This window comes from Pantoea sp. CS_6, from assembly GCF_041954745.1.
Lineage (GTDB): Bacteria > Pseudomonadota > Gammaproteobacteria > Enterobacterales > Enterobacteriaceae > Pantoea > Pantoea stewartii.
The window spans coordinates 264,092-277,533 of sequence record NZ_JAVAYG010000003.1; the positions used below are offsets into that span (position 1 = coordinate 264,092).

11 protein-coding genes are annotated in these 13,442 nt (G+C 56.6%); 7 read left to right on the plus strand and 4 right to left on the minus strand.

Annotation, left to right across the window (positions count from 1 at the left end; translation table 11 throughout):
* Window positions 1-115: 115 nt before the first annotated feature.
* A complete protein-coding gene (gene gpmA, locus RAC90_RS06445) occupies window positions 116-868 on the plus strand; it encodes a 2,3-diphosphoglycerate-dependent phosphoglycerate mutase (RefSeq protein ID WP_006118488.1) in 753 nt (250 codons plus the stop codon).
* 60 nt (window positions 869-928) lie between these two features.
* Here gpmA and aroG read toward each other — a convergent pair whose 3' ends face one another.
* Window positions 929-1,981, minus strand: coding sequence for a 3-deoxy-7-phosphoheptulonate synthase AroG (aroG, locus tag RAC90_RS06450; protein ID WP_375124130.1), 1,053 nt, complete (start codon window positions 1,979-1,981; stop codon window positions 929-931).
* A gap of 290 nt (window positions 1,982-2,271) precedes the next feature.
* Between aroG and RAC90_RS06455 the strand changes: the two genes are divergently transcribed.
* The 4 genes from RAC90_RS06455 to zitB all read left to right on the plus strand — a co-directional run bounded on the left by RAC90_RS06455 (window position 2,272) and on the right by zitB (window position 7,364).
* The gene (locus RAC90_RS06455; protein WP_006118479.1) at window positions 2,272-2,625 is read left to right on the plus strand and encodes a YbgS-like family protein; all 354 of its coding nucleotides are present in this window, start codon (window positions 2,272-2,274) and stop codon (window positions 2,623-2,625) included.
* A 101-nt stretch (window positions 2,626-2,726) separates the two neighbouring features.
* Complete coding sequence (locus RAC90_RS06460; RefSeq protein ID WP_006118477.1) at window positions 2,727-3,311, plus strand: response regulator transcription factor; 585 nt, start codon at window positions 2,727-2,729, stop codon at window positions 3,309-3,311.
* Window positions 3,293-6,364 (plus strand): ATP-binding protein, encoded by a 3,072-nt coding sequence (locus RAC90_RS06465; RefSeq protein ID WP_367143217.1) that lies wholly within the window; start codon window positions 3,293-3,295, stop codon window positions 6,362-6,364. Before RAC90_RS06460 ends, RAC90_RS06465 begins: the two co-directional genes overlap by 19 nt.
* Window positions 6,342-7,364, plus strand: coding sequence for a CDF family zinc transporter ZitB (gene zitB / locus RAC90_RS06470; protein WP_033737748.1), 1,023 nt, complete (start codon window positions 6,342-6,344; stop codon window positions 7,362-7,364). The genes RAC90_RS06465 and zitB overlap by 23 nt, the downstream gene beginning before the upstream one ends.
* On the opposite strand, the gene pnuC is transcribed toward zitB, so the two are convergent.
* The 3 genes from pnuC to RAC90_RS06485 all read right to left on the minus strand — a co-directional run bounded on the left by pnuC (window position 7,358) and on the right by RAC90_RS06485 (window position 9,807).
* Window positions 7,358-8,080 carry a nicotinamide riboside transporter PnuC gene (gene pnuC, locus RAC90_RS06475; RefSeq protein WP_282498603.1) on the minus strand — a complete coding sequence of 241 codons (723 nt, stop codon included), beginning with the start codon at window positions 8,078-8,080 and terminating at the stop codon, window positions 7,358-7,360. The genes zitB and pnuC overlap by 7 nt on opposite strands.
* Before the next feature lie 25 nt (window positions 8,081-8,105).
* Window positions 8,106-9,167, minus strand: coding sequence for a quinolinate synthase NadA (gene nadA, locus RAC90_RS06480; protein WP_375124131.1), 1,062 nt, complete (start codon window positions 9,165-9,167; stop codon window positions 8,106-8,108).
* 130 nt (window positions 9,168-9,297) lie between these two features.
* Window positions 9,298-9,807, minus strand: a complete 510-nt coding sequence (locus tag RAC90_RS06485; protein WP_375124132.1) for a methylated-DNA--[protein]-cysteine S-methyltransferase — start codon at window positions 9,805-9,807, stop codon at window positions 9,298-9,300.
* Window positions 9,808-9,965: 158 nt separating this feature from the next.
* On the opposite strand from RAC90_RS06485, the gene RAC90_RS06490 reads away from it, so the two are divergent.
* Entirely contained in the window at window positions 9,966-11,426 is a 1,461-nt protein-coding gene (locus tag RAC90_RS06490) for an AlkA N-terminal domain-containing protein (RefSeq protein ID WP_375124133.1), read from the plus strand.
* A gap of 111 nt (window positions 11,427-11,537) precedes the next feature.
* On the plus strand, window positions 11,538-13,373 hold the full coding sequence (locus tag RAC90_RS06495) for a methyl-accepting chemotaxis protein (protein ID WP_375124134.1): 1,836 nt from the start codon (window positions 11,538-11,540) through the stop codon (window positions 13,371-13,373).
* Window positions 13,374-13,442: the final 69 nt, after the last annotated feature.

Here is a 13,442-nt window from a genome sequence, read left to right on the forward strand (position 1 = left end):
ACAGACTTACGCAGTGCGCTGTTTTCCGCTATGGTAGAGCGCAATGGTCGGCCAGCGGGCTGGCGACAACAGGTTTCCATTATCTCAGAAACATCAAGTATTAAGGAGTTAAGCTATGGCTGTAACTAAGCTGGTTCTGGTGCGACACGGCGAAAGCCAGTGGAACAACGAAAACCGCTTCACCGGATGGTATGATGTAGACCTTTCTGACAAAGGCCGTACCGAAGCTAAAGCAGCCGGACAGCTGCTGAAGAAAGAAGGTTTCGTGTTCGATTTCGCCTACACCTCCGTGCTGAAACGCGCCATCCATACCCTGTGGAATATTCTGGATGAGCTGGATCAGGCCTGGCTGCCCGTTGAAAAATCCTGGCGTCTGAACGAGCGTCACTATGGTGCGTTACAGGGGCTGGATAAAGCTGAAACCGCCGCTAAATATGGTGACGAGCAGGTCAAACAGTGGCGTCGTGGCTTTGCCGTGACTCCGCCGGAGCTGGATCGCAGTGATGAGCGTTTCCCGGGACACGATCCGCGTTATGCGTCATTGTCCCCTGAGCAACTGCCTACCACGGAAAGTCTGGCACTGACCATTGATCGCGTTATTCCTTACTGGAACGAAAGTATCCTGCCACGCATTAAAAGTGGTGAGAAAGTGATTATCGCCGCACACGGCAACTCACTGCGCGCGCTGGTGAAATACCTGGATAACATGAGCGAAGACGAGATTCTTGAGCTGAATATCCCTACCGGCGTTCCGCTGGTTTACGAATTCGACGAGAACTTCAAGCCCGTCAAACACTACTACCTGGGTGACGCCGATGAGATCGCAGCGAAAGCGGCGGCCGTGGCAAACCAGGGTAAAGCGAAGTAATGTACTGACCTGTAAAAAGGGCCAGACTGCGATGTCTGGCCCTTTTTTATGGCCTCACGGTTAACCGCGACGCTGTTTGACCGCATCGGCCAGCTGACGTAATACCTTTTCGGTATCTTCCCAGCCGATACAGGCATCGGTCACGCTCTTACCGTAAACCAGCGGTTCACCGCTTTCCAGGCTCTGATTGCCTTCCACCAGATGGCTTTCAATCATCACGCCAATGATGCCGCGCTCGCCATTGATCATCTGCTGTGTCACATCATCAGCCACCTGCATCTGCTTCTGGAACTGCTTGCTGCTGTTTGCGTGACTGAAATCGATCATCACCTGCTGCGGTAAGCCAGCCTTCTCCAGTCCGGCCTTCACGGCACTGACGTGGCTGGCGCTGTAGTTAGGTTCTTTTCCGCCGCGCAGGATGATATGACAGTCGCTGTTGCCGCGCGTTTCCACAATTGCAGAGTGACCATATTTGGTCACGGACAAGAAACAGTGCGGTGAACCGGCTGCGTTGATCGCATCAATCGCCACTTTAATGGTGCCATCGGTCCCGTTTTTAAAACCGACCGGGCAGGAAAGACCGGAAGCCAGTTCACGGTGCACCTGCGACTCTGTCGTCCTGGCACCAATAGCGCCCCAGCTCATCAGGTCAGCGACATACTGCGGCGTAATCATGTCCAGGAACTCACCCGCCGCAGGCAGGCCAGAATCGTTAATCTCCAGCAGCAGCTTACGCGCCAGGCGCAGGCCATCATTTAACTGGAAGGTGCCATCCATATAGGGATCGTTGATCAGCCCTTTCCAGCCAACGGTGGTACGCGGTTTTTCAAAGTAAACGCGCATTACCACTTCCAGCTCGCCCTTCAGCTGCTCACGCAGGTTTAACAGACGTGCGGCATACTCTTTTGCGGCCTCGGTATCGTGGATAGAGCAGGGTCCAATTACCACCAGCAGCCGATCATCGGCCCCGTTCAGGATCTGGTGAATGGCCTGACGCGCCTGAGAAACGGTTTGCGCGGCACGTTCGGTTGCAGGAAATTTTTCCAGCAGGGCAACGGGGGGCAACAGCTCTTTTATCTCTTTAATGCGTAAATCATCATTCTGGTAATTCATACTGATTCCATATAATTTCTGGCCCGGCGCGCGCCGGGCTCAACCTAGCCAATGTAGCCGGAAGCGCACAGGGTGTAAATTCTGAATCCATGTAAAATGCATGTGTAAAATTTGCATAAATGGGTTATGCGTCTAGACTTTTAAGGGTAACTACTGAGGATCGGTGGCTTACGTTTATTAATACCTGTCTTTAAGCTAACCAGCGAAATTTTATTTCGCTCAGGTCGCTTTTTGTCTGAAACCTGACAGCGGGTTAGAGACAGCAAATATCATTGATTAACGGGAGCATAATGATGAATAAGTTTGCACTAATTTTTCTGACGGCAGCGATGACTCTGGGCAGCGGCGCAGCAATGGCTGCCAACGGAAACTCTAACCAGGCTGCAGCAGCAGGTGCCGTTGCGGGCGGGGCGAATGAGAACCTGCCACCGAATAAAGTCGATAACAGCAAAATTAACAATACCGGTACTGAGATGTCGTCTCCAACCCGAGACAGCACCTCCAGCAGCAAGCATATGACCGCGAACGAAATTGATCAGAACAGCCAGTGTAAAGATGGCAAATGTCCTGATATCAACAAAAAAGTGCACACCAAAAAAGGTGGCGGCCACGTCAATACCAAAACTGACGGCACGACGCAGTAAAGTATACTGTGTGCATTATGAGGAGAGCCGCGGCTCTCCTTTATTTTATCCCGCTGCGACTTCCGCTATGCTGAGCCTGTGAAATTTACAGGGAAATGTTCATGGCCTCACTGCTTCTGATTGACGATCATCCACTGGTTGAAGTGGCGCTGGACGCGGCACTCTCGCAATCGCCTGTCCCCATTCAGCTTATTTCGGCCAGCAGCGAGCACGCCGCTCGCCCTTATCTCCAGCTTCCTCCGGATATCATTGTGCTGGATATCGGCCTGCCCGATGGCGACGGACTGGAGATTCTGCGCCGCCTGAAAGTGCACTTACCCGATTGTCCTGTACTGATCTATTCTGCCCAGCAAAGCAGCCACTACATCCGGCGTGCGCAGGCGCTGGGGGCGGCGGGTTATGTGGTGAAAAGCCAGCGGATGGCGCATTTACTCAGTGCCATTCTTGCCGTACTGGGCGGCCAGTCAGCCTTTCCTGAAGGCCACAGCAGCGAACCCGAATTACCGTTAACCAGTAAAGAGCGCCAGGTGCTGGCGTTGCTGGCCAGCGGCCTGTCCAACCTGCAAATTGCCGAACAGTTGCATATCAGTAATAAAACCGTCAGTACGCATAAAAAGAATATTCTGGAAAAAACCGGCGCGCGTTCTGTTGTCGAGCTGGCCGATCTGTGGAAAGCACAGCAGTGATACGCTGGTTACTTCTCCTGCTCCTGCTGGCGCCGTTGGCCCAGGCCGACGTGCGTCCGGTCAGCAGTATCAATCTGCCTATGATGATGCCGGTAAAAGGCGCAGAGCTGATGCAGGGCAAAGTGGTGCGTGTGGGCCTGCTGGATGAGAATACGGCGCCCTGGGCCATGCATGTGGGCAACGATCTGTACGGGATTGACGCCGATTATCTGGCGGCGCTGCACCAGTTAACCGGGGCGCAGTTCTCCCTTCACCTCTATGCCACCCAGCCGGCTCTGCTGAGCGCCCTGCAGGCGGGGCAGATTGATTTTGCGTTAGGCATGCTGGCCCCGCCCTTTCCCGCGGGCGCCGTTGCCAGCGACAGCTGGTTTAGCAGCCCGTTACGTATTTACCGTAATCAGCAGAACCAGCGTGCCGTCATGTTTAACAGTGATAATGCACAACTGGCGATCAGCGAGCAAACCCTGGCACAGCTTCCGCCTGCGCTGGCTGCCCGCCATCACTGGCGCACCTACGGCAGCGATCTTCAGGCGCTCTACACGCTGCTCAATCAGCAAAACGACTATGTGGTCGCCGATGAAACCAGCGCGGGATTTTTGCTGAGTCAGCTACAGCAGGGACAAATTTACCAAATCGCGTCGGGGATTGATGCCGGGCAACTGACTCTGCGCGCGGTTTCACGCGATCCCGCGCTGATTGCGTGGCTGAATCAGAGCCTGCGCCAGTTACCCGCAGAGTTGATGAGCACATTACAGGCGCGCTGGAGCAGCAGCCTGCCGCGGTATCAGGACACACAAACGCTGATGCTGAGCGCCAGCGAGCGGCAATGGATAGCAGCCCATCCCCAGGTTACCTACGCCGCTGAAGCCGATAACTATCCCTGGAGCTATCGCGACAGCAACGGCACGCCCCGCGGTTACGGTATCGATCTGCTCAATGCGGTCGCACAGAGCACCGGTTTACGTTTTACGCCGCACTGGGTCAGTAATCCGCAACAGGCGGCCACGCTGCTGGCACAGCATCAGGTGATGTTACAGCTGATGCAACCGCTCAACGGTGAAACTCAAAGCACCAGCCTGCCCGTCTGGCGGGCACTCTGGGGTATTTACAGCCGCCAGCCCGCAGCCGGCTCTCACTGGAGCGATCTGGCAGGCAAACGTATTGGTATCCTGCAGGATGATCTGGCCCAGCGCCTCGTCCCTGACACCATCCCGGTTCAGCGCTTTGCGGATCGCAACAGCCTGTACGACGCGCTGGCTACCGGTCAGATTGACGCGCTGGTCGATAACGTCCTGTCTGCGCGCTGGCGCATTGCCAGCCGTAACGATCCTCTCATTCATCTGGCTTTCGCGGCCAGCGATATCGCCTGGCCTGTGGCCATCGGAGTGGCACCTGATGAGCCTGTTCTGCGTGGGCTGCTGGATCGCGCGTTACAGCAGATTCCCGTCGATACGCAAAACCAGATGCGCGATCGCTGGTCAATGCCGCCCCAGCCAGGCAGCGTGGGCGCGATGCGCGTGCTGCCCGTCGCGGTGTTGGCGGCGGCAGGCGTTGCCATTGTCGTGTTACTGCTGTTACTGGCCCGGCGTTACTGGCAGCAACGGCGGGATCGCCAACAGCGCGAACAGGCGGAACACGCGAATGCCATGAAGAGCCAGTTTTTAGCGACGGTCAGCCATGAGCTGCGAACGCCGATGCAGGCGATCCTGGGGCTACTGGAGCTGGAAAAACAGCAAAGCAGCCGTGAAAACCTGCAGCTTCTGTACCAGAGCGCGCAGTCCCTGATGACGTTGCTGAATGATTTGCAGGATCACGCGCGCATTGAAAACAACAGTTTTACCCTGTCGCCCCGCCCGCTGGCACTGGCACCCTGGCTGGCGCAGCAGCGCCATTTCTATCATCCGCTGATGCGGCCGGATGGCCCGCATTTACAGGTAGAGGCCCTGACGCCGCTGCCTGACGCGGTGATGCTGGATGCGGACCGCCTGCAGCAGATCGTCAACAACTTAGTGACCAATGCCTTTAAATTCACCCGGCACGGCCTGATCCGCCTGACGCTGTCGGCTACAGACAAATTGCAGTTAACCGTCAGCGACAACGGCAGCGGGATTCCCCCTGAAGAACAGCCCAGACTGTTCGATCCCTGGTACCAGGCCCCGTCGGGCAAAGCGCTTTCCGTTCAGGGCAGTGGCCTGGGGCTGTTTATTTGTCGGGAAATGGTGCAGCGCATGGGCGGTGAGATTCACCTGCATTCTCAGCCCGGCAAAGGTACCGAGGTCACACTTATCCTGCCGCTGATTCCCTGCGATAGCGTCCCTGAGGGCGATCCGGCCACGCTGCCAGGTTTTCCGCAACTGCGCGTGGCCGTAGTGGATGATCATCCGACAAACCTGATCGTGATGCAGCAGCAGCTGGCGCGCTTTGCGATTCAGGCGGACTGTTTTGAGCAGGGCCGCGACCTGTTGCTGGCCGATGCCCGGCGCCCTTACGACCTGCTGTTTATCGATCAGATGATGCCGCGCCCGGACGGTATGCTCCTGCTGCGCGTGTTGCGTCGTCGCCAGCGTCAGCGAGGCGGAAGGCCGTTGCGGGTGCTGTGCTCTGCTGATGCGCAGTTACTGAATGTACAGACTGAGCCGCATGAACGGGTGCTGATTAAACCGGTACAGCTACAGGATATCAGCGACCTGCTGACCGCCTTCCATGACGATCCGCTGGCCGCGCTGGATAACAACCTGTGGACACTGGCGCAGCAAAACGAGAACTATCTTAGCCGACTGGGCAAAACCTTACGTGATACCGTGGAGAAAGACATGGCACAACTGCGCGCGGCCATTGCCAGCGGTGACGAAAGACAGTTAGCCGAGTCCGCGCATCGCCTGAAAGGAAGCTGGCTGCTGATTGGCATTGATGAGGGCGTAGCGCTTTGTCAGAAGTTGACCGATCGCGCCAGACAGCATCACAACATCTCAGCAGAGTGGCAATTGCTGATATCATTGACCGAAAGATTACTACATAAACTGGACACGTATGGCACACACCCACTCTCATAGCGGTCAGGACACTAACCGTACGCGGCTGATGGCCGCGTTTGCCGTGACGGCACTCTTTATGGTGGCAGAAGTGATTGGCGGCTGGCTGTCGGGCTCGCTGGCGCTGCTGGCCGATGCCGGTCACATGCTGACCGATACCGCCGCCCTGTTAATGGCCTTACTGGCGGTTCAGTTTGCCAAACGCAAACCCAATGAACGTCATACCTTTGGCCTGCTACGTCTGACCACGCTGGCCGCGTTTGTAAACGCCCTCGCCTTAATCGGCATCACCATTTTGATTGTCTGGGAAGCGGTGGAACGGTTTACCCATCCGCAACCCGTCACAGGCGGCCTGATGCTCGGCATTGCGATTGCCGGCTTGCTGGCGAATATTCTGTCTTTCTGGTTGCTGCATCACGGCAGTGAAGAAAAGAACCTGAATGTGCGGGCGGCTGCGTTGCACGTCATGGGGGATTTGCTTGGCTCGGTGGGCGCGATTGTCGCCGCGGTGATTATTCTGTTTACCAACTGGACGCCCATTGACCCCATCTTATCCATCGTCGTGTCGATGCTGGTGCTGCGTAGCGCCTGGTCGCTGCTGCGGGAAAGTTTACATGAGTTGCTGGAAGGCGCGCCTGCGTCGCTGGATGTGAAGAAACTGCGGCGCGATCTGAAGCGAAATATTCCCGAGGTGCGCGATGTCCATCATGTACATGTCTGGCAGGTGGGCGAGCAACCGATCTTAACGCTGCACGTCCAGGTCATTCCACCGCGCGATCATGATGGCCTGCTGCGCCGCATCCACACGTACCTGCATGACCATTATCAGATTGAGCATGCTACGGTACAGATGGAGTTTCAGCCCTGCGTGGGCCCTGACTGTGAGCTGAACGGACAGGTCATTGAAGAGGGCCATCATCATGGCGGGCATTCGGATCATGCTGCTGAAACGTCCCATCAGCACAGTGATCATTCACCTCACCACAGTGACCACGTTCATCATCACAGCCATCATCACTGAGCCGAGAGCGCACGCGAACCCTGTTTGCGTGCGCTGATGATCCACATGCGTGAGCCGTTCAGCGCAATTAACGTCAGAATGGCGTACTCCAGCGACATCGCATACACCCCCTGACGGGCAAACACCATCACACTGATCACATTGATGACCACCCACAAAAGCCAGTTTTCAACATACTTCCGCGTCATCAGCACCATTGCCACAATCGACAGCACCATCAGGCAGGCATCCCAGAAAGGGAAGGCGTCCGGCTGCAACGCCGGCATCGCCACCGTAAAACCCAGTGCATTCATCAGGGCCACCGCGGTACGGGTGAGAAAGGCAAACACCGGATCGATGTAGATCGTCATCAGCCCCACCGCTATAACGCAAACCGCCGCCCAGCCAATGGCCCTGGGCAGCGGGAGCCAGCGAATCGTTAACGCCGCCTGGTTATCAATGGTTTGTCGGCTCCAGGCGTACCAGCCATAAACGTTGGCCGCAAAAAAGAACAGCTGTAATAGCAGGCTGGCATAGAGCTGAATCTGAAAAAATATCACCGCAAACAGCGTCACGTTTATCAGGCCGAACGCGTAGTTAGCGATTTTCTCCAGGCTGGCCAGCCAGATACATAACAGGCCCGCCAGGGTGCCGACGGCTTCAATCCAGGACAGATCGTACCCGGTCGCGCCCAACGGGATGTGAACTAAAATGTTTTGCGTGCTAAAAAAATCCATATCAGGCACCTGTCAACGACGCGGATTACGCGTTTCCTTTCACGTTATGTTTGAGGTCTGCTGCAAAGGATAGCATACGGTTTAGCGGCACCAGCGCGGCCTCGCGCAGCGCCGCGTCTACGTGGATCTGATGAGCCCGCCCACCCGACGTCAGCGCCTCGGCAATGGCCTGCAGTCCGTTCATCGCCATCCAGGGACAGTGCGCACAGCTTCGGCAGGTTGCGCCCTCACCGGCGGTGGGCGCTTCCAGCAATATTTTGTCAGGAACCGCCTGCTGCATCTTGTAAAAGATGCCGCGATCGGTGGCGACGATCATCTGCGGATGTGGCAAGGTTTTTGCCGCCTGAATAAGCTGGCTGGTTGAGCCTACCGCATCGGCCAGATCCACAATCGCCTGCGGCGATTCGGGATGAACCAGCACTGCCGCATCCGGATAAAGCGCTTTCATCCGCTGCAGCGCCTGAGTTTTGAATTCGTCGTGGACGATGCAGGCGCCCTGCCAGCATAACACGTCGGCCCCGCTTTTTTGCGTAACATAGCGCCCGAGATGCCGATCCGGTGCCCAGATGATTTTTTCCCCCAGGCTGTCCAGATGTTCAATCAGTTCGACGGCAATGCTGGAGGTGACAACCCAGTCGGCGCGCGCTTTTACCGCCGCAGAAGTATTGGCGTATACCACTACCGTCCGGTCAGGATGCGCATCACAGAAGGCCGTAAACGCCTCAATCGGGCAGCCCAGATCCAGCGAGCATTCGGCCTCCAGCGTCGGCATCAACACGGTTTTCTCCGGGCTGAGAATTTTGGCGGTTTCGCCCATAAAGCGCACGCCGGCCACCAGCAGCGTAGTGGCGGGATGCTGGCTGCCAAAACGCGCCATTTCGAGCGAGTCAGAGACGCAACCGCCGGTTTCTTCGGCTAAGGCCTGGATGTCAGGATCCGTGTAATAGTGCGCCACCATCACGGCGTTACGGGCTTTCAGCAGGGCTTTAATTTTTTCCCGGTAAAGCGTTTTTTGCTCGTCACTCAGCCGGGCGGGTTTAGGAGGAAAAGGATACACCGCATGTTCAGGATCAAAGATTGCGCTCATGACACCGCTCTCGTTCTGTAAAATTAACGAAAATAGCCGTTTCTGGCTTAACAGGACGTAAATACCGCCATCGTGTTTTATATGCTAAACACGATAGCGAAAAAGCAGCAGCCTGTCGCGTTTTATTTGGTCATGACGATGCAGAAAGCCCCACCAGGCCGGGCTGAGGGGCTTCCAGTTGAAGCAAAAAGGCTTTGACCGTCAGGCCACCGGCAAATCCCGTCAGTTTTCCATTGGCCCCAATGACCCGATGACACGGTGCCACAATGGACAACGGATTTCTGCCGTTAGCAGCACCGACGGCACGTACCGCTGCCGGATGCCCAATCTGCTCGGCGATCTGGCGGTAACTGCGGGTTTCGCCAAACGGAATAGAAAGTAGCGCCTGCCAGACTTTTTTCTGAAATGCTGTGCCGTCCATATCCAGCGGTAATTCAAAAACGCGCCGAGTGCCGGCAAAGTACTCACGTAACTGCGTTTCGGTTTCGCGTAAAACAGGATGATTATCGTCGCGCTCACGCGGCGACAACCGGGGATGTCTGCGCACTTCGTCCTGCCATAAAATGGCCGCCAGACCGCGATCGCTGGCGATCAGCGTTAGTTCGCCCACCGGCGTTATCACAGGTTTGCAGTAATACATGCTGTTCCCTCCATCACATTGCTGTCTGGCATTATCGCATTTTCGCCACGTGAAACTGGCTGTTTTCGGTCATTACAATAAACTGTTGTGCTGTCCGAAAACAGCCAGTCAATATCCAATGCCCGCGCTACGCTGTCGCTCTTTGCCGGAGAAAAACCATGTTTGATTCAGATACCGCTTACCAGGCACTGACCTCGCGTGATACGCGCTTCGATGGCGTGTTTTTTGTCGGCGTGACCTCAACCGGCATTTACTGTCGCCCGATTTGCCCGGTGAAAGCGCCAATGCAGAAAAACTGTCTGTTCTTCAACAGCGCTGAGGCGGCAGAGAAAGCGCATTTTCGCCCTTGTCTGCGCTGTCGTCCGGAGCTGGCACCCGGCAACGCCCCCGTGGACAACGCCCACCGCGTGGCCGACCGACTGGTGCAGCGCATTGAAGAGGGCTTGCTGGAAGCCCACAGCGGCCTGGATGCGATTGCTGCAGAGTTTGGCATCAGCGCCCGTCAGCTGCGGCGCATTGTGCAGCAGGAGCTGGGCGTCACGCCACTGGAGCTTAAACAGACACGTCGTATGCTGCTGGCTAAGCAGCTTCTGACCGAAACCACGCTGCCGGTAACCGAGATCGCTTACGCCAGTGGATTTGGCAGCTTACGGCGCTTCAATGACGTGTTTCAGGCGCGCTATCGCATGACGCCGGGCGCACTGCGCAAAAGCGGCAACCTGTCGCCGCAACCTGCAACGGACACAATGCGGTTACGCCTCAGCTATCGTCCGCCTTACGACTGGCAGGCGATGCTGGACTTTTTACGCCTGCGGTTAATGAACGACATTGAAGCCGTTGATGGTGAAACCTACCGCCGGACGGTGGCGCTGGGCGAATACCGGGGTTGGGTCAGCATTTCGCATCTTCCGGCAAAGCAGGCGCTCCAGGTGGAATTCACCCGCTCTCTCACGCCTGTGCTGCCTGCCCTGCTGAGTCGGCTGCGTGACCTGTTTGACCTGAATGCACAGCCGCAGCGCATTGCCGAACACCTGCAACAGGATCCCCTGCTGGCGCAAAGTATTCAGGATTATCCCGGCCTGCGTGTCCCCGGAGCATTTGACAGTGTCGAAATGGGCGTACGCGCCATCCTGGGCCAGCAGGTCACCGTTAAAGCCGCCACGACGCTCAGCAGCCGCTTTGCTCAGGCATTTGGTGAACCCTGCACCACGCCGTTCCCTGATCTGTCGCGCTATTCTGCGCAACCCCAGCGCATTGCTCGGGCCACAGTCGATGAGATTGCCCGCCTGGGCATTGTCAGTGCGCGCGCCAGAGCGATTCTGGCCTTTGCGGCCGCCTGCAACGAGGGCAGCCTGCGTTTCAATGCGACGCTTTCGCCTGACGACATCATGGCGCGCCTGGTGGCCTTACCGGGCATTGGCCCCTGGACCGCCCACTACATTGCCATGCGGGCGCTGCGCTGGCCGGACGCCTTCCCGAAAGAGGATATTGCCGTGCGCAATAATCTGGGGGGATTAACACCCAAAGCGGCAGACGCGCGCTCACAGGTATGGCGTCCCTGGCGCAGCTACGCCGTGATGCATATCTGGAAAAGCCTGTCACCGGCCAGTGCGAAGTAAGCAGCCCGTTGTCCTGAAAAGAAATATCACGCCTCGCCTCTAAACTCCTGGCCTGCTCAACCGATAACCAATTTGGCTTAACATCGTTGACATGGGCAGGAGGCAGAGGTCATGGGGTTGCGGTTAGAAAATACAAAAATTTCGCACAAACTCAGTTTAGGATTTGGACTCGTTTTGCTGTTGGTGGTGGGATCGGGCGCGGTAAGCATCGCGCGTTTTAAAACTATCCATGACGTTTATGAACAGAGCAACCTGATTTATGACATTAATATTGACGTGTTTCAGGCTAAGGTTAACCGGCTGAAACTGCTGTATGGCGATGAGAAAGCGGGGAAAGTGATGGCGGATTATATCGCCCATGCCGCTCAGCTGACGCATGATGCCCAACAGTACCGATGGCTGCCCGAGGAGGAAACACAGCTCCAGGATATCGCCAGCCAGCTCAGCCACTTTCAGGCCAGCATCAGCGCAATGACCCAGGCCATGCAGTCTCTGGCAGAAACGGGTAAGCAGCTCGATCAGCGCAACATGCAGAGCCAGTCAACGCTGTACGAAGCGTTGATTAAAACCCAGATGACCGATGCCAGTGCACTGTTTCAGCAACTGCTTGCAATCAGCCAGTTGCGCGATCAGCTTCAGTTACTCCGTTATGATCCCGCTCATGCCAGCGCGATTCAGTCGCAGCTCACACCGCAGGTCAACGCCATCCAGACCGCCCTCACCACCCTGCTACCGCAATTACCTCCCGATGCTCAGGCGCAGCTCAACGCGCTGTGGAATGCAACCCTTGAGGTTAAGCAACTCAGTGAACGTTACGCAGCAGGCTTTCTGGCCCTCAGTCAGGCGGAGAACGCGGTGAAGGTCGATGGCGATAAGAGCAGTGCTATCCTCAAAACGCTTCTGCAGCAGATGAAGGTAGAAAACAGCGACCTGACCAAGAGTTCTGTTAACCTGACGCTGTTGACGGTTGGCCTTGCTGTGCTGCTGGGCATGTTGATTGCCTGGCTGATTGGCCGACAGATTACTCATCCCGTCAGAAAGAATTTATGGCTGGCGGAGCGCATTGCTAAGGGCGATTTAAGCGCCGATATAAAACCGGCGGGCCGTGATGAGCTGGGCAAACTGGCTGGCGCGATGGGCGCGATGAATCAGCGTCTGCGGACAATGATTCTGGAGGTCCGCGACAGCGTGCTCACGCTGTCGCAGGCGGCGAGCAGTATTAACAGCGACAACCACACGCTCTCGTCCCGCACAGAACAGCAGTCCGCCGCCGTGGTGCAGACGGCTGCCAGCATGGAACAGTTAACCGTTACGGTGAAGCACAACGCAGATAACGCGCGCCACGCCAGCCAGATTGCTGCTGAAGCGTCTAAAACGGCGGAGCAAGGCGGTGCCGCCGTCACGGAAGTCGTGCAAACCATGGGCGATATTTCTGCCAGCTCGAAGAAAATCGCCGAGATCACGGCCGTTATCGACAGTATTGCTTTCCAGACCAATATCCTGGCTCTGAATGCCGCCGTGGAAGCGGCACGCGCTGGCGAGCATGGCCGGGGGTTTGCGGTCGTCGCCAGCGAAGTACGTAACCTTTCGCAGCGCAGTGCGCAGGCAGCGAAGGATATCGATCAGCTGATCAGCGCATCGGTCAGTCAAATCGCGGAAGGCAATAACCGCGTTGCGCGCGCGGGCGAGAGAATGGGACAGGTAGTTCAGGCGATTTCCCGTGTGAATGACATCGTGGGTGAGATCTCTTCCGCCTCGGATGAGCAAAGCCGTGGCATTGAGCAGATTGCGCGTGCGGTCTCAGAACTGGACAGCACCACCCAGCAAAACGCCTCGCTGGTCTCTGCCTCTGCCCTTTCAGCCACCGCGCTGGAAGATCAGGCGCGCCGACTTGAAACGCTGGTCAAACAGTTTAGTTTGGAACCCGGTCAGACAGCCGCACGCTAATCCGGCTGACGTATTACGCCCTATAAGCGCCTGTCGGGCGCTTTTTTTATGGCAGATGATTAAGATCCG